The sequence below is a fragment of the Actinomadura fibrosa genome (assembly GCF_900659615.1).
GTDB classification, from domain to species: domain Bacteria; phylum Actinomycetota; class Actinomycetes; order Streptosporangiales; family Streptosporangiaceae; genus Spirillospora; species Spirillospora fibrosa.
Window position 1 is genome coordinate 1 of record NZ_CAACUY010000099.1, and the last position, 23676, is coordinate 23676.

The 23676-nt window shown below is 71.9% G+C and carries 26 protein-coding genes; 14 read left to right on the plus strand and 12 right to left on the minus strand.

All coding sequences use genetic code 11. From position 1 onward, the window contains the following. Positions 1-1200, plus strand: a 1200-nt coding sequence (locus tag E1300_RS27665; protein ID WP_131760010.1) for a S1C family serine protease, incomplete at its 5' end; no start/stop codon positions are given. 129 nt (positions 1201-1329) lie between these two features. Next, positions 1330-1677, plus strand: coding sequence for a sec-independent translocase (locus tag E1300_RS27670; protein WP_131760011.1), 348 nt, complete (start codon positions 1330-1332; stop codon positions 1675-1677). Between the two features lie 79 nt (positions 1678-1756). Here the strand turns inward: E1300_RS27670 and E1300_RS27675 are convergent, their stop codons facing one another. Then, positions 1757-2896: an Mrp/NBP35 family ATP-binding protein gene (locus E1300_RS27675; protein WP_131760012.1), complete on the minus strand. Its 1140-nt coding sequence runs from the start codon at positions 2894-2896 to the stop codon at positions 1757-1759. 101 nt (positions 2897-2997) lie between these two features. Here E1300_RS27675 and E1300_RS27680 point away from each other — a divergent pair, with 101 nt between their 5' ends. Beyond that, the gene (locus tag E1300_RS27680; protein WP_242619429.1) at positions 2998-3474 is read left to right on the plus strand and encodes a MarR family winged helix-turn-helix transcriptional regulator; all 477 of its coding nucleotides are present in this window, start codon (positions 2998-3000) and stop codon (positions 3472-3474) included. A gap of 19 nt (positions 3475-3493) precedes the next feature. On the opposite strand, the gene E1300_RS27685 is transcribed toward E1300_RS27680, so the two are convergent. Both E1300_RS27685 and E1300_RS27690 read right to left on the minus strand, forming a co-directional pair. Beyond that, complete coding sequence (locus E1300_RS27685) at positions 3494-3982, minus strand: DUF1003 domain-containing protein (RefSeq protein ID WP_131760014.1); 489 nt, start codon at positions 3980-3982, stop codon at positions 3494-3496. Further along, on the minus strand, positions 3979-5304 hold the full coding sequence (locus E1300_RS27690) for a magnesium transporter MgtE N-terminal domain-containing protein (protein ID WP_242619430.1): 1326 nt from the start codon (positions 5302-5304) through the stop codon (positions 3979-3981). The genes E1300_RS27685 and E1300_RS27690 overlap by 4 nt, the downstream gene beginning before the upstream one ends. A 198-nt stretch (positions 5305-5502) precedes the next feature. Between E1300_RS27690 and E1300_RS27695 the strand changes: the two genes are divergently transcribed. After that, positions 5503-6447 carry an RNA polymerase sigma-70 factor gene (locus E1300_RS27695; RefSeq protein ID WP_131760016.1) on the plus strand — a complete coding sequence of 315 codons (945 nt, stop codon included), beginning with the start codon at positions 5503-5505 and terminating at the stop codon, positions 6445-6447. Between the two features lie 82 nt (positions 6448-6529). Here the strand turns inward: E1300_RS27695 and E1300_RS27700 are convergent, their stop codons facing one another. After that, entirely contained in the window at positions 6530-7060 is a 531-nt protein-coding gene (locus E1300_RS27700) for a hypothetical protein (RefSeq protein WP_131760017.1), read from the minus strand. 40 nt (positions 7061-7100) lie between these two features. Between E1300_RS27700 and E1300_RS27705 the strand changes: the two genes are divergently transcribed. Beyond that, the gene (locus tag E1300_RS27705) at positions 7101-8042 is read left to right on the plus strand and encodes an HpcH/HpaI aldolase/citrate lyase family protein (RefSeq protein ID WP_207399986.1); all 942 of its coding nucleotides are present in this window, start codon (positions 7101-7103) and stop codon (positions 8040-8042) included. Between the two features lie 485 nt (positions 8043-8527). Continuing rightward, a complete protein-coding gene (locus tag E1300_RS27710) occupies positions 8528-9697 on the plus strand; it encodes a CPBP family intramembrane glutamic endopeptidase (protein WP_131760018.1) in 1170 nt (389 codons plus the stop codon). Here E1300_RS27710 and E1300_RS27715 read toward each other — a convergent pair. Beyond that, on the minus strand, positions 9651-10052 hold the full coding sequence (locus E1300_RS27715; RefSeq protein WP_131760019.1) for an NUDIX hydrolase: 402 nt from the start codon (positions 10050-10052) through the stop codon (positions 9651-9653). The two genes, E1300_RS27710 and E1300_RS27715, sit on opposite strands and share 47 nt — an antisense overlap. Before the next feature lie 83 nt (positions 10053-10135). Between E1300_RS27715 and E1300_RS27720 the strand changes: the two genes are divergently transcribed. From E1300_RS27720 to E1300_RS27735, 4 genes are read left to right on the plus strand one after another with little or no spacing between them, the layout of a single operon-like run. Continuing rightward, positions 10136-10783, plus strand: coding sequence for a DUF6758 family protein (locus E1300_RS27720; protein WP_131760020.1), 648 nt, complete (start codon positions 10136-10138; stop codon positions 10781-10783). 35 nt (positions 10784-10818) lie between these two features. Beyond that, on the plus strand, positions 10819-11673 hold the full coding sequence (locus E1300_RS27725; RefSeq protein WP_131760021.1) for a PHP domain-containing protein: 855 nt from the start codon (positions 10819-10821) through the stop codon (positions 11671-11673). 10 nt (positions 11674-11683) lie between these two features. Then, on the plus strand, positions 11684-12391 hold the full coding sequence (locus tag E1300_RS27730; protein WP_131760022.1) for an MBL fold metallo-hydrolase: 708 nt from the start codon (positions 11684-11686) through the stop codon (positions 12389-12391). Between the two features lie 45 nt (positions 12392-12436). Further along, complete coding sequence (locus tag E1300_RS27735; protein WP_242619431.1) at positions 12437-13321, plus strand: RecB family exonuclease; 885 nt, start codon at positions 12437-12439, stop codon at positions 13319-13321. A 16-nt stretch (positions 13322-13337) separates the two neighbouring features. Here E1300_RS27735 and E1300_RS27740 read toward each other — a convergent pair whose 3' ends face one another. The 4 genes from E1300_RS27740 to E1300_RS27755 are packed head-to-tail and all read right to left on the minus strand — an operon-like array spanning position 13338 to position 16573. After that, positions 13338-14699, minus strand: a complete 1362-nt coding sequence (locus tag E1300_RS27740; RefSeq protein ID WP_131760023.1) for an FtsX-like permease family protein — start codon at positions 14697-14699, stop codon at positions 13338-13340. Next, positions 14696-15376 carry an ABC transporter ATP-binding protein gene (locus E1300_RS27745; RefSeq protein WP_131760024.1) on the minus strand — a complete coding sequence of 227 codons (681 nt, stop codon included), beginning with the start codon at positions 15374-15376 and terminating at the stop codon, positions 14696-14698. Before E1300_RS27745 ends, E1300_RS27740 begins: the two co-directional genes overlap by 4 nt. Then, a complete protein-coding gene (locus E1300_RS27750) occupies positions 15373-15903 on the minus strand; it encodes a PadR family transcriptional regulator (RefSeq protein WP_131760025.1) in 531 nt (176 codons plus the stop codon). Before E1300_RS27750 ends, E1300_RS27745 begins: the two co-directional genes overlap by 4 nt. A 46-nt stretch (positions 15904-15949) precedes the next feature. Continuing rightward, positions 15950-16573 carry an LUD domain-containing protein gene (locus E1300_RS27755; protein ID WP_131760026.1) on the minus strand — a complete coding sequence of 208 codons (624 nt, stop codon included), beginning with the start codon at positions 16571-16573 and terminating at the stop codon, positions 15950-15952. A gap of 150 nt (positions 16574-16723) precedes the next feature. Here E1300_RS27755 and sigJ point away from each other — a divergent pair, with 150 nt between their 5' ends. Next, positions 16724-17656, plus strand: a complete 933-nt coding sequence (sigJ, locus tag E1300_RS27760; protein WP_131760027.1) for an RNA polymerase sigma factor SigJ — start codon at positions 16724-16726, stop codon at positions 17654-17656. A gap of 40 nt (positions 17657-17696) precedes the next feature. Here the strand turns inward: sigJ and E1300_RS27765 are convergent, their stop codons facing one another. Continuing rightward, positions 17697-17999 carry a DUF397 domain-containing protein gene (locus tag E1300_RS27765; protein ID WP_131760041.1) on the minus strand — a complete coding sequence of 101 codons (303 nt, stop codon included), beginning with the start codon at positions 17997-17999 and terminating at the stop codon, positions 17697-17699. Positions 18000-18001: 2 nt separating this feature from the next. Next, positions 18002-18883, minus strand: a complete 882-nt coding sequence (locus tag E1300_RS27770; protein ID WP_131760028.1) for a helix-turn-helix domain-containing protein — start codon at positions 18881-18883, stop codon at positions 18002-18004. Positions 18884-19176: 293 nt separating this feature from the next. Here E1300_RS27770 and E1300_RS27775 point away from each other — a divergent pair, with 293 nt between their 5' ends. Continuing rightward, on the plus strand, positions 19177-19692 hold the full coding sequence (locus tag E1300_RS27775; protein ID WP_131760029.1) for an ATP-binding protein: 516 nt from the start codon (positions 19177-19179) through the stop codon (positions 19690-19692). A 145-nt stretch (positions 19693-19837) separates the two neighbouring features. On the opposite strand, the gene E1300_RS27780 is transcribed toward E1300_RS27775, so the two are convergent. Continuing rightward, entirely contained in the window at positions 19838-20662 is an 825-nt protein-coding gene (locus E1300_RS27780) for a class I SAM-dependent methyltransferase (protein WP_131760030.1), read from the minus strand. 482 nt (positions 20663-21144) lie between these two features. Here E1300_RS27780 and E1300_RS27785 point away from each other — a divergent pair, with 482 nt between their 5' ends. Next, a complete protein-coding gene (locus tag E1300_RS27785; RefSeq protein ID WP_165503030.1) occupies positions 21145-23430 on the plus strand; it encodes an N-6 DNA methylase in 2286 nt (761 codons plus the stop codon). A 15-nt stretch (positions 23431-23445) separates the two neighbouring features. After that, complete coding sequence (locus E1300_RS27790) at positions 23446-23661, plus strand: hypothetical protein (protein ID WP_131760032.1); 216 nt, start codon at positions 23446-23448, stop codon at positions 23659-23661. The last annotated feature ends 15 nt before the right edge of the window (positions 23662-23676 follow it).

Consider the following 23676-nt stretch of genomic DNA (forward strand, 5'->3'; position numbering starts at 1 on the left):
CCCGGCGGCCCGCGTCCGATGGGCGCGTTCGGCGGCCCGCCGCCCGGCGGCGGCCCGAACTGGGCCCCCGTTCCGGCGCTGCCGTCCTCGTCCGGCGGCGGTCCGGGGCTCGGCCTGCTGGCCGTCGTCGCGCTGATCGTGGCGCTCGTCGCCGGTGCCGTCGGCGCCGGGATCGGGGTCATCGCGACCGGCGGCGACGACGACGGCGGCGCGGTGAGCCTCGGCGGGAGCGACAGCGGCGACACCAAGGTGCAGAGCCGCCCGCCGGACTCGGTGGCGGGCGTCGCGCAGCGCGTGCTGCCGGGCGTGGTGATGATCCGGGTGCAGTCCTCGCAGGGCGAGGTCGGCGGCACCGGCTTCATCGTCAACGGCGGCTACGTCATCACGAACAACCACGTCGTCGCGGGCGCCGGCGGCGGCCAGATCCAGATCGTCTTCAACGACAAGAAGACGCTGCCCGCCACCGTCAAGGGCGCCGACGCCAGCTCGGACGTCGCGGTCCTGAAGCCGGAGGGCCAGCACTCGCTGCCCCCGCTCCAGGTCGGCGACTCCAGCGCGATCGCGGTCGGCGACCCGGTGATCGCGATCGGCTCGCCGCTCGGCCTCCAGGGCTCGGTGACGACCGGGATCGTCAGCTCCCTCAACCGCGCGGTGCCCACCCAGGGCGAGGGCGGCTCGGACGCGTCCTACCTCAACGCGATCCAGACCGACGCGGCGATCAACCCGGGCAACTCGGGCGGGCCGCTGGTGGACGCGAAGGGCCGCGTGATCGGCATCAACACCGCCATCGCCACGCTCGGCGGGCAGAGCCTCGGCGGCGAGGGCCAGAGCGGCAGCATCGGCCTCGGCTTCGCGATCCCGATCAACCAGGGCAAGCGGGTCGCCGAGGAGATCATCCGGACCGGCTCGGTGAAGCAGGCCAAGCTCGGCGTGTACCCCGACCCCCGCTACCAGCAGGGCGGCGCGCGGATCATGCAGCAGCCCGTCAACGGGCAGGAGCCGGTGACCAAGGGCGGCCCGGCCGACAAGGCGGGCCTCAAGGCCGGCGACGTGATCACGCAGCTCGACGGCAAGCCGATCGAGGACGCCACCGACCTGATCGCGCAGATCCGCAGCCGGGCGCCCGGCGACAAGGTCAAGGTGACCTACCAGCGGTCGGGCAAGGAGGCCACGGTCGAGGTCACGCTCGGCTCTGACTGATCGTTCGGACGGCCCCGGGGCGCCGATGCTCCCAGGGGCCGATGTTAAGGTCCGGTTCATCCGGGCTGGGGATACGCTGGGGGGACCGGTCCGCGCAGGGCCGGTCCCTGCTGGCTTGTGGAGGACGGGTTGTTCGACGTCGGACTCGGTGAGATGGCGGTTCTCGTCGTCCTCGCGCTGGTCATCTTCGGCGACCGGCTGCCCCAGGTCGCCGGGCAGGCGGGCCGGATGCTGCGGCAGTTCCGCGAGATGGCCAACTCCGCCAAGGCGGATCTCCAGGAAGGGCTCGGCCCGGAGTTCAAGGACTTCGACATCGCCGACCTGAACCCGAAGACGTTCGTCCGCAAGCACCTCCTGGACGACCCGGACGACGGCTACGCGAGCAACGGCCGCCTCTTCGACGACGAGCCGTCCTACGCGACCACGGCCGCCGCCGAGGACATCGGCCGCCCCCCCTTCGACACCGAGGCCACCTGACGCCCCGTCGACGACCCGCCGCGAGCTAGCGGGGCAGGCCGTCGACTCGGCGCGTGACGCCAAGGGCGTTGCAATAAAACTACCGGCGCTTCGGCGAGATCCCGAGGGACATTCCGGCGAGGCCGCGGCTGCGGCCGGCGAGCTTGTCGGCGATGGTGCGGAGTTCCTTGGCGGCGCCCGCGTCCGGGTCGGCCAGCACCAGCGGGACGCCGTTGTCGCCGCCCTCGCGGAGCCGCGGGTCGATCTGGACCTGGCCGAGCAGCGGCACCCGGGTGCCGAGCGTCTGGGTGAGGGCGGCGGCCACGGTCTCGCCGCCGCCGGAGCCGAAGACGTCCTGCCGCTCGCCGCAGTGCGCGCAGGTCAGGTAGGACATGTTCTCGATCACGCCGACGACCTGCTGGTGCGTCTGCGCGGCGATGGCGCCGGCCCGCTCGGCGACCTCGGCGGCCGCCTGCTGCGGCGTGGTGACCACGAGGATCTCCGCGGACGGCAGCAGCTGCGCGACGGAGATCGCGATGTCGCCGGTGCCGGGCGGCAGGTCCATGAGGAGGATGTCGAGGTCGCCCCAGTACACGTCCGCGAGGAACTGCTGGAGGGCGCGGTGCAGCATCGGGCCGCGCCATACGACCGGCTGGTTCCCGGCGGTGAACATGCCCACCGAGATGACCTTCACGTCGTGCGCGGTCGGCGGCATGATCATGTCGGCGACCTTGGTGGGCGCGGTGTCGACGCCCAGCATCCGCGGCACGGAGTGGCCGTAGATGTCGGCGTCGACGACGCCGACCTTGCGGCCCTGCGCGGCGAGCGCCGCGGCGAGGTTCACGGTGACGGAGGACTTGCCGACTCCGCCCTTGCCGCTCGCGACGGCGTAGACCTTGGTCAGCGAGTTCGGCTTGGCGAAGGGGATCTCCTTGGCGGGCTCCCCGCCGCGCAGCTTGGTCTGGAGCGCCTTGCGCTGCTCCTCGCTCATCACGTCCAGCTCGACCTGCACGGCGGTGACCCCGTCGAGCCGGGACACCGCCTCGGTGACGCTCCTGGTCAGGGTGTCCTTCATCGGACACCCCGCCACGGTCAGGTAGACGCCGACGCGGACGGAGCCGTCGGACGCGATGTCGACGGACTTGACCATGTCGAGCTCGGTGATGGGCTTGCGGATCTCAGGATCGTTCACCGTGGCGAGCGCCGCGGTCACCTGCTCGGTCGTCAGCTGGAGGGACATGCGTCCATGGTATGAACTCCGCGACCGTGCCCGCCAATCAGGTGGCCGTCATCAGGGTGTCCGTCGTCACAGGGAGTCGCGGCCGCCCGTACGATCGGGGCGTGACCCCGCCGCCCAGCGCCGTCTCCACGGCCGAGCTGACCGTCTGGCGCACGATGCTGCGCGCCCAGGTGCGGATCTCGCGCCGCCTCCAGGCCGACCTGCTGGCCGGCCACGACCTCGCGCTCGGCTCCTACGACGTGCTGATGCACCTCGGCGAGGCGCCCGGAGGCCGGCTCCGCATGAACGACCTGGCCGACCGGGTGCTGCTGTCCCGCAGCGGCCTGACCCGGCTCGTGGACCGCCTCCAGCGGGAGGGGCTCGTCGTCCGCGAGTCGTGCACGAGCGACGCGCGAGGGCTGTACGCGGTGCTGACCCCGGCCGGCCGCGACCGCCTGGACGAGGCGGCGCCCGCGTACCGGCAGGGCGTCCGCGACTACGTGCTGAGCAGGCTCGACGACGAGGACCTGCGCACGTTCGGGCACATCCTCGACAAGCTGGCCGACGAGCCCGCCCGGGATGTGACCTCGATCACATAGGGTGGACGTCCAGGGAACGTCAGCTCAGCGTCGAGTGCTGGTCCTTGGGATCCAGCTCCTTGAGAATCTGCTGGAGCTCCGAGCGCAGGAAGTCGCGGGTGACGACGTCGTTGAGGGCCAGCCGGAGCCCGGCGATCTCCCGGGTGAGGTACTCGGTGTCGGCCATGCTCCGCTCGCTGCCGGCCCGGTCCCGCTCGTACTGGACGCGGTCGCGGTCGTCCTGCCGGTTCTGGGCGAGCAGGATCAGCGGGGCGGCGTAGGACGCCTGGAGCGACAGCATCAGCGTCAGGAAGATGAACGGGTACGGGTCGAACCGCATGGCCGCAGGCGCGGCCAGGTTCCAGCCGATCCAGACGGCCACGAACACCGTCATGTACACGAGGAACCGGGCGGTGCCGAGGAACCTAGCGATCCGCTCGGAGAGCCGCCCGAAGGACTCGGGGTCGTAGTGGGGCCGCGGCACCAGGGTGCGGCGGATCTCGCGCGGTTGGTCCAGCCGTGTCGTCATGAGGTCCCCTCGATGCCCCGGAGGGCCTCTTCCTCCGGATCGGTGCCCGCGCCGCCGCCCGCCTCGGCGCCCGCGTCCATCACGGTCTCGCGCCAGTCCGCGGGCAGCAGGTGGTCGAGCACGTCGTCGATGGTCACCGAGCCGAGCAGGTGGCCGTTGTCGTCGACGACGGCCCCGGCGACCAGGTTGTAGGTGGCGAGGAACATCGCGACCGACTCCAGCGACATCGTCGGCCGCAGCGGTTCGAGCTCGGTGTCCACGATGCCGCTGACCAGTGTCGGCGGCGGCTCGCGCAGCAGCCGCTGGAAGTGCACCGTGCCGAGGTAGTGGCCGGTGGGGGTGGCCGTCGGCGGCCGGCACACGTACACCTGCGCGGCCAGCGCGGGGTTGAGATCGGGGTTGCGGATCTGCGCGAGCGCCTCGGCGACCGTGGCGTCCGGCGGGACGATCACCGGGTCGGTGGTCATCAGCCCGCCCGCGGAGTAGTCCGGGTAGGTCAGCAGCCGCCGGACCGGCGCCGCCTCCCGCGGCTCCATCAGCGTCAGCAGCCGCTCGCGCTGCTCGGTGGGCAGCTCGCCGAGCAGGTCGGCGGCGTCGTCGGGGCCCATGGCCTCCAGGACGTCGGCGGCGCGGTCCGCCTCCAGCTTGCCGAGGATCTCGATCTGGTCGTCCTCGGGCAGCTCCTCCAGGACGTCGGCGAGCCGCTCGTCGTCGAGGGCCATGGCGACCTCGGTGCGGCGCTTCTCCGGCAGCTCGTGGACGATGTTGGCGAGGTCGGCGGGCTTCATCCGCTCGAACGCGGCGATCAGCCCGGCGGCGCCCTGGCCGTGCTCGACGGCGGAGAAGCCCTGCACCGCGTCCCAGTCCACGACGAGGCTCTCGCCGCGGCGCCGCAGCCCGCGGCCGCGCCCGCCGGTGCGCCGGACGGCGACCTTGCTGAGCAGCCAGTCGCGGGTCCGGGTCGGCTCCATGGCGACGTCCACGACCATGACGCGCTCGCCGGACTCGCGGAGCCGGACCGTCCGGTCCAGCATCTCGGCGATGACGAGCGTCTCGGACGCGCGCTGCTCGAAGCGGCGCATGTTCAGCCGGCCGTCGAAGATGATCGCGTCCGCCTCGATCACGGTGACGCGGGTGATCGGCAGGAACACCGGCCGGCGCCGCACCACCTCGACGACGAGGCCGAGGACGCGCGGCGGGCGGGGGCCGAGGCGCAGCGCCACCACGATGTCGCGGACGCGGCCGACCTGGTCGCCGGCGGGGTCGAACACCGCGATCCCGGCCAGGCGGGCGATGAACACTCGGGTCGGGGCTCCGGTCATGCGGGGGACATTACCCGTGATCATGCAGCTCATCCGGGTACGGGCGGCGCGAGGTGCGCCGCTGCGGCGCACCTCGCAATCCGGACATGTCACTCCTGTCCGGCGCGTAGCGTCCTGGGGAGGGGACCGGGTGATGGAACCTTGGGGAGCGAGGAGACGCCTGGTGGACGCGGGGTCCGCGAGGCAGGGGGGACGATCATGAGTGACGGCGAGCATCCCCCTTCCCGGGTGCCCTCCGAGCCTCCCGGGCAGCCCCCCGAAGGGCCGTTCGAGGAGCACCGCGACCTGCTGTTCGCGGTGGCCTACCGGATGCTCGGCACCGCCACCGACGCGGAGGACGCCGTCCAGGACGCCTGGCTGCGCTGGTCCACGGCGGACCGCGCGAAGGTCGCCGACCCCCGCGCCTACCTCGTCCGGATCATCACCAACGTCGCGCTCGACCGGCTGCGGACCGCGCGGACCCGCCGCGAGACCTACGTGGGCCCGTGGCTGCCCGAACCCATGCTGACCTCCCCGGACGTCGCCGAGGACGCCGAGCTGGCGGAGTCGGTGTCGATGGCGATCCTCGTCGTCCTGGAGACGCTGAGCCCGCTCGAACGCGCCGTGTTTGTCCTCAGGGAGGTGTTCAGCTACCCCTACGCCGAGATCGGGCGGGCCCTGGACCGGTCCGAGGCGTCGGTCCGGCAGCTCGGCGCCCGCGCCCGCAAGCGCGTCCAGGCCCGGCGGCCCCGCTTCACGGCGGACATCGCGGAGCGGCGGGCCGCGACCGAGCGGTTCCTCGAAGCGGTCCTCGGCGGCGACATCAACCGGCTCATGGAGGTCCTCGCGCCGGACGTCACGCTGTGGTCGGACGGCGGCGGCAAGATCCGCGCGGCCCTGCGCGCGATCCACGGCGCGGACAAGGTCGGCCGCTGGCTCCTCGCGGTCCAGGGCCTCGCCTACGCGGGCGCCGCCCCCGCCGATATGCGGCTGCGGCACGCCTCCCTCAACGGCGAGCCGGCCATCATCGTGGACGGACCGGACGGCCCGATCACCACGCTCACCGCGACCGCGGACGAGCACGGACGCGTGACGGCCGTCCACCTCGTCGCCAACCCGGACAAGCTCCACGCCGTCGCGGCGGGCCGGCACCTGCCGATGTAGCGCGGCCTGCCAGGCGCCGCCTGCCGATGCAGCGCGTGCCGATGCAGCGCCTGCTGATGTGGTGCGGCGGCCGGTCCGTCGGCTAGCGGTCGATGCGGCGGCGCTTGCCGCCGAACATGCGCGGCGGCGGGCCCGCGGTCGTCGCGGGGGTCGGCACCGGCCGCACCGTGGCGTACCCGTCGGGATACCGCCCGGGCGCCTCGACGATCTCGCCGGTCGGCGTGAGCCGGACGACCCACGACTCGGCCGCCCAGTGCCCGACCCGGTCCTCGCGCGCGGACGCGTTGAGCCGCTCCTTCGCCAGCTGCGGCACGACGGCGTCCCACGTCTCCGTACCCGGCTCCACCAGCGCGCACGCGGCGACGAACGCCACGAGCCGGCCGCCCTTGTCCTTGCTGCGGACGATCACCGTCACCCGGTCCGCGTCCGGCAGCCCCGGCAGCGGCTGCTCGCCCTCACCGCCCGTCAAGACGTAAGCCGAGCCCTCGTGCCAGATGTGCCAGGCGGCCCGGGGCTGGGGCAGCCCGGGCAGGTCCAGCCACAGCAGCCCCGACTTCTTGGCCGCCTCCTCCACCAGCGCCAGGTCCGAGGCGCGTTCCGCAGGCTCACCCATGCACGCAGCGTCTCACACCGCCCTCGATAGCATCCGGCGCATGCGCTCTCGACGTACCACCCTCGCGGTCCCCGGCAGCAACCCCCGCTTCATCGAGAAGGCGCGGGACCTGCCCGCCGACGAGTTCTTCCTCGACCTGGAGGACGCGGTGGCGCCGTCGGCGAAGGAGAGCGCGCGGGCCACGGTCGTCGCCGCGCTCAACGAGGGCGGCTGGGACGGGAAGACCCGCGTCGTGCGCGTCAACGACCTCGACACCCCGTGGGCCTACCGGGACGTCATCGAGGTCGTGGAGGGCGCCGGGGCGAACCTCGACGCCGTCATGCTGCCCAAGGCGCGGGACGCCTCGCACGTCCAGTGGCTCGACCGGCTCCTCACCCAGATCGAGCGCGCGATGGGGTTCGAGCCGGGCCGCATCGCCATCGAGGCGCAGATCGAGGACGCCCGCGGCATGGTGGAGATCGACGCGATCGCCGCGTCCTCGCCGCGGCTGGAGGCGCTCGTCCTCGGCCCCGGCGACCTGATGGCCTCGATCAACATGCGGACCCTCGTCGTCGGCGAGCAGCCGCCCGGCTACACCGAGGGCGACGCCTACCACTACATCCTCATGCGGATCCTCATGGCCGCCCGCGCCCACGGCCTCCAGGCCGTGGACGGCCCGTACTTCAACGTCCGGGACGTCGAGGCGTTCACCCGCGTCGCCCGGCGCTCGGCCGCGCTGGGCTTCGACGGCAAGTGGGTGCTGCACCCGTCGCAGATCGAGGCGGGGAACGAGGTGTTCTCGCCGTCCCAGGAGGACTACGACCGCGCCGAGCTGATCCTCGACGCCTACGAGCACTCCGTGAGCGTCGAGGGACGCGGCGCCGCGCGGCTCGGCGACGAGATGATCGACGAGGCGTCCCGGAAGATGGCGCTCGTGGTCGCCGCCAAGGGACGCGCCGCGGGAATGAGCCGCACGACGCGCTTCGACCCGTCCGGGCACTGACGGGCCGTACGATTCGTCCCACATAGAGCCGCCGCGGGCGCGGCGGCGTGCGGGAGGGGTCACAGGTGACGGAACCGGGGGACGCGCACGGTTGGGCGCCGCTCGATCCCAGCGTGTCCGGAGAGCGTCCGCCCGCCCCGGACCCGTACCGGGGCCAGAACGGGACCTCGGAGAACGCGTACGGAGGCTGGCCCGACCCGCACGGAACATACGGAGGCCAAGGGCAGCCGTACGCAGGGCAGCAGCCGCCCTACGGGAGCCAAGAGCAGCCGTACGGAGGCCCACCGAGCTCGTACGCGGGCCAAGGGCAGCCGTACGGCGGCCAGCCGGGACCGTACGGAGGGCACCAGCCTTACGGTCACCCGGCGGCCGGTCACCCGGCGGCCGGCTACCAGGCGGCGGCCGGATATCCGCCTGCCGCGTATCCGCCGCCGTATGCCGGGTACGCGGGGTACGGGCAGCCGCCGGTGAAGGTGCCGTGGCCGGTGCCGGCGCCGCCCGGGACCCCGTTCCACCGGATGGCCCGGACGGCGGCGCACCGCTGGTGGCGGCCGCTCGTCGGGACCATCGCGGTCGCGGCCGTCGGGTTCGGGTCGGCGCTGGTGCTGATGCTCGTCGGGATGGTCATCAGGGTCGCGGTGACCGGGGAGGCGCCCGACACGTCCGGCTCGGACGACTCGATCTTCGGTGACGCGACCGCCGACCTGGCGTTCAACCTGGCCTCGCTGGCGGTGTTCCTGCCGTTCACGCTGCTGGCGGCGTGGGGGATCCAGCGGCGCCGCCCCGGCACGCTGTCCTCGGTCGCGGGCCGGCTCCGCTGGCGGTGGCTGCTGACCTGCTGCGGGCTGGCGATCCTGTTCTGCGTCGTGTCCTACGGGTCGTCGATCCTGGCGAGCACGCTCGTGCACGACGACTCCGGCTCCGACGAGCACTGGGTCGGCTGGAGCCGCTTCGTCGCGCCCGCGCTCGTGATCATCCTGCTGGTGCCGTTCCAGGCGGCCGCCGAGGAGTACGTCTTCCGCGGCTGGCTCCTCCAGGCCGTGGGCGCCTGCACGCTGGAGACCCTCAAGGGACGGGTTGGCCGCGCCCTCAGCGTCGTCTTCCGCACCCCCTGGCCCGGGATCGTCGTGGGTTCCGCGCTGTTCACGGCCGGGCACGGCTACACCGGCTGGGGGATGGCCGACATCTTCTTCTTCGGCGCGCTCGCGGCGTGGCTGGCCGTCCGCAGCGGCGGCCTGGAGGCGGGCATCGCCCTGCACGTCTTCAACAACCTCATGGCGTTCCTCGGCCCGGCGGCGGTCGGCAAGCTCGACATCGAGCAGGGCGGGGTGCCGTGGCAGTACGTCCTGGCGGACGTCGTCCCCATGGCGCTGTACGCGGCGGTCGTGGTCTGGCTGGTGCGGCGCAAGCGGATCCAGACCGTCACGGCCGGTCCCGAAGGGGAGCCCGGCCAGGGGAGCGGGACGGGCCCGCACGACGATCTGGCCCCGGACACGACCCACGCGGCTGTCGCGCCGCACGCACCCGCCGGCGCCCAGGCGGGTCTCACCGGCTCGCAGGCGGGTTTCACCGGCTCGCAGGCGGGTTTCACCGGCTCGCAGGCGGGTTTCACCGGCTCGGAGGCAGGACCTCCCAGCCCGCCAGAGCCTCGATGAGCCCCGGCGTCACGGGCAGGGCGCGGAGATCGGCGGGGGAGACCCAGCGCACGTCGGACGCGTCGTCCCCCGCCTGAAGCGCGCCTCCGGTGACGTCCGCCGCGTAGTCGTGGATCTCGTAGGTGACGCCGCCGGGGCCGGGCCGGTCCACGGAGCCGACGAGCGCGCCGACGACCACGTCCAGGCCGGTCTCCTCCTTCAGCTCCCGCGCGACCGCCGCGGCGTCGTCCTCGCCCGGCTCGACGCGGCCGCCGGGGACCGACCACAGGCCCTCGCCCGGCGGACGACCGCGCCGCACCAGCAGCAGCCGCCCGGTCCCGTCCCGGACGATCCCTCCGACGCATCGCACTCGCATGCTCCCATTTTGTCGCTCTTTTCCTGGCCGCCCACCTGCCGGAACTTGACGCGGCGGGCCGCCGCCCCGCAAGGTGGTTACTCATGAGGGCGGAGCCCACATGCCCGCGCTGCGCGGGTCCTGTCCGCGCGCCGAGCCTCTGGTCGAGCGACTGGAGCTGCGGCGTGCACGGCGCCGTACTTCCGAGGCAGCCGTCCAGGCGTCCCGGCCCGGAAGGCCTCGCCGCGACCGTCCGCGACGCGCGCGTGCCCGTCTGGACGCCCTGGCCGCTCCCGCTCAGCTGGCTGGTCACCGGCTTCACGACCGTGGGCGACGACCGCAGCGGCGCGCGCGCCGTCGCCGTCGCCGTGTCGGGTCCCGGCCTGCTCAGCGGCCCCGCCGACATGGTCGTGATCGCCGAGGAGCCCGGCATCGGCCTCGGCTGCCACTACGCCGGGCTGGAGGGCACCGACCCCGGCGAGGGATTCGACGACAGCCCGCCGCACGTCAAGCTGGACGTCAGCGGTCCCGCCGCGACCTGCGTCCACTCGGTGTCCCTGTGGGCGGTGGGCGCCCGGCCCGACCGGGCCGTCTACGTCGGCGAGGCGATGGGCAACTGGCTGTGGGCGGTGCTGTGGCCCGCGGAGGCCGGGGTGCTCATGCTCGAACACCAGAGCCTTCTCGACCTGCGCGAACCCGGCATGAACGTGGACCTGCCGTTCGGCGCCCACAGCCCCCGCCTGGACGAGTAGGGCGCCCGCTCCGCGGCCCCTGGTAGTAGTGGGGCATGCGGATCGACCTCCACAGCCACAGCGACGCGTCCGACGGCACCCGCCCGCCCGCCGAGGTCGTCCGGAGGGCCCGGGAGAACGGCGTGGACGTCCTCGCGCTCACCGACCACGACACCGTCGCCGGCTGGGACGCCGCCACCGCCGCGCTCCCGGACGGCCTGACCCTCGTCCCGGGCATCGAGCTGTCGTGCCGGTACGAGGGCCGCAGCCTGCACATGCTCGGCTACCTCTTCGACCCCGGCGAGCCGGAGCTCGCCGCCGAGCTGGCCCGGATCCGCGACGACCGGGTGACCAGGGCCCGCACCATGGTGTCCCGCCTCCAGGAGCTCGGCGTGGACGTGACGTGGGAGGCGGTCCGCGCGCTCGCGCGGGGCGAGGCCGTCGGGCGCCCCCACATCGCGCGCGCCATGGTCGACGCGGGCGCCGTCCGGACGCCCGACGAGGCGTTCTCGTCCCGGTGGATCGGCCAGGGAGGCCGCGCCTACGCCGACCGGTACGCGCTGGAGCCCGCGCGGGCGATCGCGCTCGTCCGCGCGGCGGGCGGCGTCTGCGTGCTGGCGCACCCCCGCGCGCGGCGCCGCGGCTACCTCTTCGCCGACGCGGTCGTCGAGGAGCTGGCCGCCGCGGGACTCGCCGGCGTCGAGGTCGACCACCCCGACCACGCCGCCGCCGACCGCGCCCGCCTCCGCGACGTCGCCGCCGCGCTGCGGCTCGTCCCGACCGGGTCCAGCGACGACCACGGCGCCCTCACCGGCGACCGCCTCGGCGCCGAGACCACCGCGCCGGACGCCTACGCGGCGCTGACCGGCATGATCTGCGACCGCCCCGAGGGCGCCCGCAAAGCACGGTAGGGTTCGTGGCGTGGACGCGCGCATCGAACAGGTGGTGACGTCGGGGAAGCTGACCCTGGACGACACCGAGTACGACGTCGAGAGCAACACCTACATCGTCGGCGACGACGACGAGGTCATCGTGATCGACCCGGCCTACGACGCCGAGGCCATCCTCAAGGAGGTCGGCGAACGCGAGGTCATGGCCGTCCTGCTCACCGACGGCAACGAGCACCACCTCGAAGTGGTGCTGGAGGTCGCCGCCGCCGGCGAGGAGGACGAGGAGAACTGGGCCCCGATCGCCCTGCACCGCGCCGACCGGCTGCTGTGGCGCGACTACTTCGGCCGCCTCGCCAAGGAGGAGGACGACGAGGACGACGCCAAGGCGCTGCGCGCCCTCGAACCCGACATCTGGCTGGAGGACGGCGGGATCTTCGAGATCGGCGAGGCGCAGCTGGAGGTCGTGCACACGCCCGGCCACACGCCCGGCAGCGTCTGCGTCATCAGCGAGCAGCTCGGCGTGCTGTTCTCCGGCGACACGCTGCACCGCGGCCGTCCCGGCTCGATCGGCGGCGTCTACGAGGACCTGCGCAAGCAGCTCAACTCGATCGGCGCGCTGCTGACCCCGCTGCCGAAGGAGCTGCGGGTTCTGCCCGGCCAGGGCGAGGAGACGACGGTCGGCGAGGAGGACGCCCGCTGGGAGACCTGGGGCGCTCTCGCGCAGGAGACCGACGACTGAGCGGATCGACGGGTCCCGTCCGGGGCCGGGACGGGGACGCGGGCCGTGGGCGCTGAGCAGCTGGGCTTCGAGGGCATGCCCCGGCGCCTGTACCCCTGCACGCCGTCCCGCCTGAACACCTGGCTCGACTGCCCCCGCCGGTACCGGATGACCTACCTGGACCGGCCGATGCCGCCGAAGGGCCCGCCGTGGGCGCACAACAGCGTCGGCGCCAGCGTCCACAACGCGCTCGCGGGCTGGTGGAAGCTGCCCGAGCCCGAGCGCACCCCCGCCGCCGCGGGCACGCTGCTCGTCCGCGGCTGGCTCACCGAGGGCTTCCGCGACGAGGCGCAGTCGGCGGAGTGGCGCGAGCGGGCCCGGGAGATGGTCGAGCGCTACGCCGCCGGGCTCGACCCGTCCGACGAGCCGATCGGCGTTGAGCGCACGGTCGCCACCCGCACCGACGCGATCGCCGTGTCCGGCCGCATCGACCGCCTGGACGCCCGCGGCGCCGAGCTCGTCGTCGTCGACTACAAGACCGGTCGGCACGTCCTCACCTCCGACGACGCGCGCGGCTCCCTGGCCCTCGCCATCTACGCGGTGGCGGCGTCCCGCGTGCTGCGCCGCCCCTGCCACCGCGTCGAACTGCACCACCTCCCGTCCGGCGAGGTCGCCGTCTGGGAGCACACTGACGAGTCCCTTCAGCGCCACATCCGCCGCGCGGAGGCCATCGCCGCCGAGGCGTCCGCGGCCGACGACGCCTACCGCGCGCGCGTCCCGGCGCCCCGCCGCGCCGAGGGAGCCGCCGTCGACCACGCCCCGTGGGACGAGCTGTTCCCGCCCCGTCCGGGCAACCTGTGCGCCTGGTGCGACTTCGCCCGCCACTGCCCCGAAGGCCGCGAAGCCGCCCCCCGCAAGGAGCCGTGGGCCGCCCTCCCCGTCGAAGCCTGACCCCTCAGAACCGGGGTCACTCGGCGCGCAGCCGGTCGGGTGCCGCGGCCCGGGTGAGGAAGCGGTTCGACACCAGGGTCACCGCGGACGCGGAGGCGATGGCGACGGCGACCATGAGCAGGGCCCGTGCCGCCATCCAGGCGGCCAGCCCCCAGCTCGCGCTCGTGTAGAGGCCCGCTGCCATGCCGACGGCCGTGGCCAGAGCGGCGGCGGCGCACACCGGGGTCGCCGCGATGATCGTCCGGCGCAGGGCCGTCCGGCGCAGGGCCGCCACCGGCACCCCGGCCGCGGCCAGCGCGGCGGTCGACCGGCCGTCCTCCAGCAGCACCTCGGCCTGGTGCACCACCAGGGCGGTGACCGCCACGAGCAGGGCGAACAGCAGCCCGAGCCAGGTCGAACCGATGCTGACCAGCCAGAACAGGTCGACGCCCGCGTGGTCCACGGCGGCCTGCTGGAGCACGTCCCACTCGATGACGGCGCTGCCGGTGCCGCCCGCGACCACGAGACCGACGACGGCCATGGTGCGGCTCGCGGCCCGCGGATCGGCCTCCAGGGCGCGGGCGGCCAGCAGGGTCTCGGGAGTGCGCGCCCAGCGGCCGGCCAGGCGGGCCGATGCCAGGATCAGGCGGCCGGCGCCGGCCGCGACGCCGACGGCGGTGAGCGCGCCGCCGAGGTAGAAGAGCGGCACACCGACCTTGTCGACATCCTGCGTCTGGCCGCCGACGACCATGACCAGCACCCCGAGCGGGAGCAGGATCAGCGTGACGGCGGCCGGGGCCGGACGGGACGCGCGGCGGGTGACGCGCACCGGCGAGACGACGACCCGGCGGGACACCCGCAGGCTGGTCACCACCGCGGCGGCCACCACCACGGCGACCACGAGCGGGATCGGCCAGAGCGGGACGGCGTACCGCCCGGTGTCGTGCACGTGGAGGACGGCCATCGCGATCCGCTGCGCGGCCACGTAGCCCAGGCTCCCGATGACCGCGCCGGCCGTGCCGGCGCGCACGGCCTCGACGGCGCCGAGCAGCCGGACGTCCCCCGGCGTGGCACCGGCCAGCCGCAGCGCGGCGAGGCGCCGCTCCCGCGCGGCCTGCGTCACGCGTCCCGCCTGGTGCAGCAGCGCCAGCACCGGGACGACGAGCAGCGCCAGCCCCAGCGCGGTGCCCGGCCGCAGGTCCTCCTCGCTGACCAGGCCCGCCCACTGGGTCACCGTCGTTCCCCGGATCAGCAGCTGGTTCACCGCGCCGAGCAGGAAGAAGGTGGCCAGCGCGGAGCAGCCCACCAGCAGCGGACGCCGGCGCCGCTCGGGACGGGACGCGCCGCGCGCCAGCATCGCGGCGACGGGGAGCAGGACGCGGAACCCGCTCCCGGTCACCGGGTCACCGCCGGGCTCTCGGCCGCGACGCCGTCCCGCACGACGATCTCGCGGTCGGCGTACGCGGCGACCCGGTTGTCGTGGGTGACCAGGACCACGGCGGTCCCGCGCCCCCGGGCCTCCGCGAGCAGCGAGCCGAGCACCTCCTCGCCCGCGACGCTGTCGAGGGCGCCGGTGGGCTCGTCGGCGAACACCACCTCGGGACCGTGGGCCAGCGCGCGGGCGACGGCGACCCGCTGGACCTGGCCGCCGGACAGCTCGCCGGGCCGCAGCGGCGCGCAGTCGCCCGCGCCGAGCCGCTCCAGCCACTCCCGCGCGGCCTCGGCCGCCTTCGCGCGGCTCAGGCCGCCGAACATCAGCGGGACCGCCACGTTCTCCGCGGCGGTCAGCTCCGGCACCAGCCCGCCGAACTGGAAGACGATGCCGAACGCCTCGCGCCGCAGGCGGGTGCGGGCGTTCTCGTCCAGTTCGTCCAGCCGGGTCGCGCCGTAGTGGACCTCGCCCGCGTCGGGGACGAGGATCCCGGCCAGGCAGTGCAGCAGCGTGCTCTTGCCCGCGCCGCTCGGACCGGAGACCGCCACGACCTCGCCGGCGCCGATCGTCACGGACGCGTCGCGCAGCGCCCGCGTCCGGCCGAAGGCCTTGCTGACACCGGACGCTCTTAACAGGGGGCTCATCGGCTCATCTCCTCGGTCAGGTCGGTCAGGCGGCGCACGGCCAGCTCCATCCAGCGCAGGTCCGCGTCCAGGTGGTACAGGGCGAACTCGGCGGCCAGGACCTCGGCGGCGGACGCCCCGGGGACCGTCTTGGCGCGGTTGAGCTCGCGCATCCGCTCCAGGTGCGCGGCGCGCTGCCGGTCCAGAGCGGCACGCGCGTCACCGCCGGCCACCAGAGCCATGATCACCCGGGCGAACAGGGCGGCCCCGACGTAGGGCGCGGGCGGTTCCGTCTCGGCGAGCCACGTCCGCAACCTCTCGCTGCCGTCCGAGGTCAGCCGGTAGAGCGTGCGCTCGGGACCGCCCTCCTGGACGACATCGGCGACCGCCACGAACCCGTCCCGCTCCAGCCGCGCCAGCGTCGAGTACACCTGGCCGTACGGCAGCGGCTTGGCGCCGGGGAGCCGCTGGTCGTGCTCGCGCTTGAGCTCGTAACCGTGCTTGGGCCGCTCGGCGAGCAAGGCGAGCAGGATCTGCGGAGTGGACACGAGAAGGACTATACACTCAATACATACACTGAGTGCATAGCTTGGATCAGAACCCGGCGGCCTCCCGGACCAGCAGGACGGTGCCGCGCCCGGGCACATGCTCCGCATTGAGGATGAGAAGCCGGTTCACGGCGCTGGGCCACCCGTGGACCTTCATGGTGCGGGCGGTCTCCAGCGGAAGGCAGTGCTCCTCGACCCGCCGCAGCGCGGTCTCCAGATCAGGAACCACCTTCTGCGCGCCCACGACCCAGATCGCCCGACCGGCGCCGCCCGTGTAGCCGGGCAACTGGCTCCCGCTGCCCGAAGCGATCACGAGCGAACCGGTCTCCGTGACCGCCGCGACACTTCCCACGCTGACGTCCGGGCTGGCGAGCAGCCGCCGGATGCCATCTGCCTCGGTGGCGCGGTCCATGGCGAGGGCGCGCGGCTTGACGGCCTCGTACCGTCCGCCGCCGTTGATGTCCTCATCGATGCCCGACAGCCGCAGCGTCTCGCTGGCCCCGGTGAACACGCTGGCCCCGTCCGGGATGAGCTCCCGCACACGAGCCCGCGCGGCGGCCATGTCGTCAAGGACCTCCACGGTGAAACCATGCGCGGTCAACGCGGCGGCCGCCCCCTCCAACCGCTGCGCGGACACCGGCTCGCCGAACGACGTCGCCTGGGTGGTCATGATGCCTCAGCCCCTGTTCACTGGTTGGTCGTCTCCACCGTGTTCGACAACACAGCCCTCCGGGATGTGAGGCGGGGCCATCGACCTCACATTCCGGCGCCCTGCCTTGTCGAGATGGTGAGAGATGCGACCAAGGGAGCCGTGACCAGCATGACCACCCGATGCGAGCCAGGACCCGGCCGTCCCGATCCGGACCTGGACGCGGTCATGGGCGAGCGCCGCCGGCTGATCAACGTCGCGTACCGGCTCCTGGGCTCCCTGACGGAGGCCGAGGACGCCGTCCAGGAGACCTACGCCCGCTGGTACGCCATGTCCCGGCCGCAGCAGGACGCCATCGAATCGCCCGGCGCCTGGCTGACAACGGTCTCCTCCCGCATCTGCCTCAACCAGCTCGGCTCGGCACGGGCCCGCCGCGAGACCTACGTAGGCGACTGGCTCCCCGAACCGCTACCCGACCGCACGGACTGGCTCAGCGGACGCCCCGTCAACGCCCTCGACCCGGCCGACCGGATCACCCTGGACGAGTCGGTCGACCTGGCCCTGCTGGTCGTCCTCGAATCGATGACCCCGGCCGAGCGCGTCGCGTTCGTCCTGCACGACGTCTTCTGCCACAGCTTCGCCGAGGTGGCCGAGATCGTCGGCCGGACCCCGGCGGCCTGCCGCCAGCTCGCCTCCTCGGCCCGCCGCCGCGTCCGGGCCGCCCAGCCGTCCGCGACCTCCTCGTCCGAGCGCGCCGGCATCGTGCGAACCTTCAAGCAGGCATGGGAAGCCAAGGACATCAACGCTCTCATCGGCCTACTCGACCCCGACGCGAGGGCGATCGCCGACGGCGGCGGCCTCGCCACGACCTTCTCGCACCCCCTCGAAGGCGCCGAGCAGATCGCCCAAGCCTGGATCGAGATCGCCCACCGCCGCCCCAGCACCATGACGTTCCAAGAACACACGGTCAACGGCCAGCCAGGTCTGACAGCCCAGCAGGACGGCGCCACGGTGACGGTCTTCGCCTTCCAGATCGCCGAAGACCGCATCAAGCGAATCTGGGTGATACGCAACCCCGAAAAACTCCGCGCCTGGACGTCCTGAGAGACGCGTCCCGCAGCAGACTCGCCCCGCTGGACGCGTCTCAGCGGCGCAGGTCGAGCCGCCCGCTCTTCACCGCGCCGACGAACGAAGCCCAGGCCCCCGCCCCGAACCCGAGCACACCCCCGTCAGGGTCCTTGGAGTCCCGAGCCAGCACAACCCGCTCACCCACCGCCACCTCCACGCAATTCCCCTGCTGAGTGCTGTGGCTGCTCGTGTGCCATGGACGAACCTCGACACAATTGCCGACATCAGCGCTGTGGCTGCTCACGCGCCAAGCGCCAATCTCGACGCAGATGCCTTGTTCGCCGCTGTAACTGCTCTTGCGCCATCGCACGCCCGTCATGATCACTTCCCGATCCTCGTTGGTGCGCTACTGAGCGGCTTGGTCAGCCCGGTGATCAACGCGATCGACTCTGCTGGACCAAGTGCTCTGGAGCGCAGCTGATCGAACAGGTCGACGTACTCCTCCACATCTGAGGGATCTTCGAGATAGACGATCCCTCGCCGGTATTGGATATATACGATATCCGGATCCATGGGCTCGGGAAAGCGCAGGAGATTGCAAGCTCCATCCATTGCGGGATGGGCTCCGGCTGAGAAGGGCAAGATCACTATGTTGATATGGTCCAACTTGGACAGTTCGAGCAAGTGGCTCAGTTGCCTGGTCATGACCTCGCGCCCGCCTACCAGCCTGTGGATCACTGCCTCGTTGAGGACGGCCCACATTTTGGGAGCTTCATCACCTAGAATTCGCTCCTGCCTCTTAAGTCGCAACGCGACTCTGCGTTCAACCTCCTCTTCGGGCAACGATCGCAAGCCGGACGACATCACCGCGCGGATATATTCCTCGGTCTGCAATATCCCTGGTATGTGTTCTGATTCGTAGATCAACAACTCGGAGGCTTCGTCTTCGAGCCCGAGGTAGATCCGGAACCACTCCGGGATGGTGCTGGAGTATTGGTGCCACCAGCCGCGCTTTCGGGCGTCTTTGGCGACCTGGAGGAGGGCCTCGCGCTCCTCGCCCGTGATGCCGTAAGCCTCCAGCATCAGGGTGACCTCGCCGACGCGTGCGCCGCTCTGCGCGTTCTCGATCCGAGTGATCGTGACGGGTGCGCAGCCGATGCGCTCCGCCACCTGCTCTCGGGTGAGCCCGGCCTCCTTGCGTAGACGGCGCAGCTCGGCGGCCAGACGGCGCTTGCGGACGGTGGGGCTTCGCCGCGAGGTCACTTTGTCCTCCTTGACGTTCTTTTATGATGACTCGCCTGCAAGATCAAAGAAACAAACTGCGATAGTTCAGTTCGTTCTTGTTGCGAGATGGACGTTCCCACCGCACACTCTGACCGTAGCGTCCATCACGCACGGTAGGTGGGCGGTCACGGGAGTTCGTCGGGAAATCGTGATCGTCCAGGTGCCCGGAGAGAGGCGACCCCGGCGATGTCATCGGAACGATTCCCGCACTTGGTGCGGTTCGGGCTTCTCGCCCATAGAAATCACGAGCGGGGACGGGCGGTGGGCGGGCGATGAGCCGTTATCACCTGGGCAGGTGCGTCATCCCGTCCGCGCCGCGGAATGTGGTCAATGGACGGCGGTGGCTGCTTGAGCGGCTCGGGCCCCTGCTCGGCGATCGGCACAGCGCCTGCGAGGACAGCGTCCTGCTCCTGTCCGAGGCGCTGACGAACGCGATCGTCCACGGGCTGGGCAACGTCGTGGAGGTCGACGCGTTCATCGACGAGGGCGCCGTTCGCGTGGAGGTCATCGACGCCGGCGGCGGTGACCTGCCGCATCTGCTCGACGATCCGTCCGGGGAGCATGGACGGGGCGTCCCGATGATGCGGATGCTCAGCCGAGCCTCGGGCTTCGACCACCTGGACGACGGGCGGCTCCGCGTCTGGTTCGAGGTTCCTCACGGGGGTGATTCCGTACCCGGCCAAAACGAAGGCCGCCGGGTTCACGTCCCGCAGCAGGCTCGTTACGACGGAACGCACACCGAGCCCGCCGCTCCGTCGGGCGACGCGGCCCACCCCGCGGACCACTGACCCCCAGGCGGCGCGGTGCCCCCCGGCTCCGCGCCGCCGCCCTGCCGTCGAACTCCCGCGTCCGCGGCGCGCAGCCGTCCGCGACCCCGCTGTTCCAGGTCGCCCACGATGACGGTGTTCGCATCCGAGGTAGCGGACGTCCGTATCAAGCACATTTGGTTGATACGCGACCCGAAGAGACTCCGTCCTTGGATGGCTGACCGTCCGACCCGGTAGCCGACGGAGGCACCTCGACCACGAAGAACAGGAAGCAGGGCCTGGTCGAGAGGTCGCCGAACGTGTCGGGGAACAGCTCGCGGGCGGCCGGGTCAGGCTGCGGTTCACTGAGGAGCGTGAGGCGGAAGCCCGCGGTGGTGAAGGCAGTGGTCATCGCGTGCAACGGTCTGCGCCAGAACCGCATCCTGGCGGGCTGTCCGTCGAGCGTCCAGGTGAAGCTGTAGCTGCTGGTCGCAAAGTAGTCAGGTCGCGGTTCCTGGAACGTGTAGGCCACGAGAGGGTGATCGACGGACGCGATCAGCCGGCCGCCGGGCCTGAGCACCCGCCGTATCTCGGCCAGTGCCGGTCCCCAGTCCTCCAGGTAGTGCAGCACCAGCGAGGCGACCACGTCGTCGAACGCGCCGTCGTCGAACGGCAGAGGATCGTTCAGGTCCGCCACGTGCAGGGGCACGCCGTCACCCAGCCGGCGCCGGGCCAACTGGAGCATTCCCGCGCTGGCGTCGATGCCGGTGACGGCCGCGCCGCGCTCGCGCAGCGCGGCCGCCAGGGGGCCCGCGCCGCAACCGGCGTCCAGGATCCGGCGGCCGGTCACGTCTCCGGCGAGTGCCAGCATCCCGGGCCGCTCGTAGTAAGCGTTCACGAGACTGTTCTCGGTCTCCGCCGTGTACGCCGCGGCGAAGGCATCGTAGTCATTCACCTGCACCTGGTCCACAGGGTCGGTTCGCCCCTCAGGTGCACCGCCTACTTGGTCCATCGCTGGAGCCTAGTAGGCGCAAGATCCGTTGAGGGGGCTGCAGGAAGGGGACACATCTCCCGCCTGGGCCCTCTCGTTCCGGAGGAACACATCATCGAGCCCGCCGCCCGGCGAGCGCTGTACTTCATCCCGCAGACTCCTGACCGTCTGGGCGGCGCGGTGTCCCTCCGGCCGTGCCGTCGGTCGGGCACGTAACGGCTCGGCGCGCACCGACATCCCGTGCTGGACGACCGCGCCTGCCCAGTCCCATGCGACGATCGGTCGCAACTGTTAACAACGGACGACGGTCCTTCCGGGCCGCGCCCTCATGTCGCCACTGCATCTATGCAGGTAAAAGCACTTTGAGAAGCGTTTTCCGCTTCACTCTTCGTGGAGCCGCTGCCAGTTGGCTCATGCGCATTCTGATGCGCACTAGTTCTTCGTGCGCCGTTGCCCTAGCCTCTCTGGCACCGATGACGGCGTGTGGAGGCGGCAGGCTACCTATGCGGAGCGACTCGAACGACAGCGATCGGCTCGTCACCCGGACAGAGATCGCCCAGCTGGCGGGCACCAGACGAGAGACACTCAGCGTTTGGGCGGGTCGGCACGCCAGTCTTCCCGATCCGGTGCCGATCGGGGGCGTCGAGCGCTTCCACGTCGACCGCGTCCTCGCCTGGCTGGAGGCACGGAAGATCCCCAGCAACTACTTGCGGGACGGTGAGGTCGAAGGCGCGACGTACGCGGACCGGGTACGCGCCGCCTTGCGGCGGAAGCAGACCGGTCAGGACGCTCGGGACGGGCCCGCGGAGAGAATCCTGACCGAGTTGTTCGGACCGCTGGCCGAACGGGTCTGCGGACTCGGTCGACCCGTGTCCTATCTCCTGCTTCTGCTGGCTCTGGTCCTCATCAGGGTCCGTCTGCCGCGTGACTGGGCAGGCGTGCGCGATCTGGTGAGGGATGCCGTCCAAGAACAGAGGGATGCGAACGACGTTCTCAGGGATATCGGGTCCATCGCCGATCGTGCGATGCTCGTCCACGAGGCGCCTTTCAGGGTTGCGGCGCCACTTGAGGAACTGCGGCCGGAGTCGGCAGAGTCCGTGGCCCAGGTGGTGTTTCTGTGCGAAGGCCTCGGCAAGGAGACGGTCCCGCTCCTGCTGGAGCGCTATGAGTCGTGGTCGAAGCCTGACGGTGACAGGGAGCTCTTCACGCCGCGCGGCGTCATGGAGCTGATGGCGGATCTTCTCCTCGGCCAGGATGGGGGGCGCCGCCGATGTCACGACCCATACCTGCGCGGAGGGGAGAGCCTCGCCGCGGTGGCGGAGCGGGTCGGCGACGCAACGCTCTCCGGCGACAGTCCGCATCCCGACAATCTCAGGATCGCGAGCATGCGTCTCATCCTGGACGGGAAGGACGCCGACCTCGCGCAGGGCACGGCTGCACCGTGGAACGAGCCAGCGCCATCCCGTGGAGGATTCGACTGGATCCTGACCAATCCACCCTTCAACCGGAAGGGGGCCCGTCCCCGAGATCGCGAGGACGGGCGCTGGCCGTTCGGGTTGCCGCCCGCCAAGAACCAGAACTACGCATGGCTCCAGTTCGTCATCGTGTCGCTCAACCCTGGCGGGCGGGCCGGCGTGGTGATGCCCAACAAGGCTGCGGTGTCCGACGACAAGGATGAGCGCGCGATCCGCGGGAGGATGCTCGAAAACGGAGCCGTGGAATGCGTGATCTGGCTTCCGTCCAAGCTGTTCGCCGCCACGTCCATTGGGGTGACGCTCTGGTTGCTGAGCGCCCCGGACACGTCCCGCGAACGAGTACTTCTCATCGACGCCAGGCGTATGGGAGCGAGACAGGGGAAAAGGCGGCACCTCTCAAGTGACGAGTGGGAGTCGATCCTCGCCTGCTACCGCTCGTGGAAAGCAGGCGAGGAGGAGTTCGTCGCCTCGCTGCTTGGAGGCGGGACGGCGGTGTCCGTCTCCATCGAGGAACTGGGCGAGCGGGGATACTCACTCAACCCCTCCGACTACGCGTCGGCGGTAGAGGACTCCACAGAGGACGACCTCGCCGGTTCGTGGCCGGACGCGGCGTTGGACGAGGCGCTGACCCACGCCGCCTCGGCCGACCGAGGCGTCAGAGGGCTCCGCGTCCGGCAGCGGGAGTCTTATCGGGACGAGGTGTACGCGGATCGGCGGCGAGTGTCGCTCGACGACTTGTGCGACCTCAAGTCCGGGCCGACTCACGGACGATTGAAGAGTGCCGCGCGCTCTGACACGGGTGTCCCCGTCGTGATCCCGCGACACCTGCGCGACCGGCGAGTCGCCGCGGACGACGCCGAGCAGTTGACCATCGAGGCGGCGGCGAGCCTTCGCAATTTCGCGCTCCAGGAGGGGGACGTCCTCGTCGTCCGGACCGGGACGCCTGGGCCCGTCGCGCTCGTCGGCGCCGGTCAGAGCGGATGGATCTTCGACACCCGGCTGGTGCGGGTGCGGCGCAAGCCGTCCGCCGAACTCGATCCCGAGTACCTCCTCGCCTTCCTCTCACTTCCGGCGACCAGGACGTGGATCGACGAGCGCGCGGCCACTGCCACCGCGATCCCCTCCATCGGCGCCAAGGCGCTGGGACGGCTGCCGGTCGTCCTGCCGCCGCTCGACGAGCAGCACCGCATCGGGGCGGCGCTGCGCGCCCTCGATGACCAGATCGCCGCCCATCGCGAGCTCGCGGAGACCGCTGAGCGGGCCCGCGCGACGCTCGTCACCGGGCTCATCACCGGCCCACTGACCCTTGACTGATCCAGGAGGACACCGATGTCACCTTCGGTGAACACGGTGAAGATCTTGCTCATACTCGTCGCGGTGCTGCTCGGAACGAACGTCGGCCTGATCGCCGGGATGCTGCGGCGGGCGGACGGCGGCTCGATGCCCGACGCGATCCAGTTCGGCGGCGGCGCCTTCGGTGGCACCGTCGCCGTCGTCTTCATCGCCATCGGGTTCTGGTATGGCGTCCAAAACCGGGACCCCTGATCGGCACGATGCTCT

Coding starts and splice junctions, on each gene's coding strand:
- E1300_RS27690 (WP_242619430.1), bottom strand. CDS start 5,304: ATGACCGGAGCCCCGACCCGAGTGTTCATCGCCCGCCTGGCCGGGATC.
- E1300_RS27715 (WP_131760019.1), bottom strand. CDS start 10,052: ATGCGAGTGCGATGCGTCGGAGGGATCGTCCGGGACGGGACCGGGCGG.
- E1300_RS27745 (WP_131760024.1), bottom strand. CDS start 15,376: ATGAGCCCCCTGTTAAGAGCGTCCGGTGTCAGCAAGGCCTTCGGCCGG.
- E1300_RS27755 (WP_131760026.1), bottom strand. CDS start 16,573: ATGACCACCCAGGCGACGTCGTTCGGCGAGCCGGTGTCCGCGCAGCGG.
- E1300_RS27775 (WP_131760029.1), top strand. CDS start 19,177: ATGAGCCGTTATCACCTGGGCAGGTGCGTCATCCCGTCCGCGCCGCGG.
- E1300_RS27765 (WP_131760041.1), bottom strand. CDS start 17,999: ATGACGGGCGTGCGATGGCGCAAGAGCAGTTACAGCGGCGAACAAGGC.
- E1300_RS27675 (WP_131760012.1), bottom strand. CDS start 2,896: ATGTCCCTCCAGCTGACGACCGAGCAGGTGACCGCGGCGCTCGCCACG.
- E1300_RS27780 (WP_131760030.1), bottom strand. CDS start 20,662: ATGGACCAAGTAGGCGGTGCACCTGAGGGGCGAACCGACCCTGTGGAC.
- E1300_RS27685 (WP_131760014.1), bottom strand. CDS start 3,982: ATGACGACACGGCTGGACCAACCGCGCGAGATCCGCCGCACCCTGGTG.
- E1300_RS27720 (WP_131760020.1), top strand. CDS start 10,136: ATGAGGGCGGAGCCCACATGCCCGCGCTGCGCGGGTCCTGTCCGCGCG.
- E1300_RS27695 (WP_131760016.1), top strand. CDS start 5,503: ATGAGTGACGGCGAGCATCCCCCTTCCCGGGTGCCCTCCGAGCCTCCC.
- E1300_RS27705 (WP_207399986.1), top strand. CDS start 7,101: ATGCGCTCTCGACGTACCACCCTCGCGGTCCCCGGCAGCAACCCCCGC.
- E1300_RS27725 (WP_131760021.1), top strand. CDS start 10,819: ATGCGGATCGACCTCCACAGCCACAGCGACGCGTCCGACGGCACCCGC.
- E1300_RS27790 (WP_131760032.1), top strand. CDS start 23,446: ATGTCACCTTCGGTGAACACGGTGAAGATCTTGCTCATACTCGTCGCG.
- sigJ (WP_131760027.1), top strand. CDS start 16,724: ATGACCACCCGATGCGAGCCAGGACCCGGCCGTCCCGATCCGGACCTG.
- E1300_RS27785 (WP_165503030.1), top strand. CDS start 21,145: ATGCGGAGCGACTCGAACGACAGCGATCGGCTCGTCACCCGGACAGAG.
- E1300_RS27700 (WP_131760017.1), bottom strand. CDS start 7,060: ATGGGTGAGCCTGCGGAACGCGCCTCGGACCTGGCGCTGGTGGAGGAG.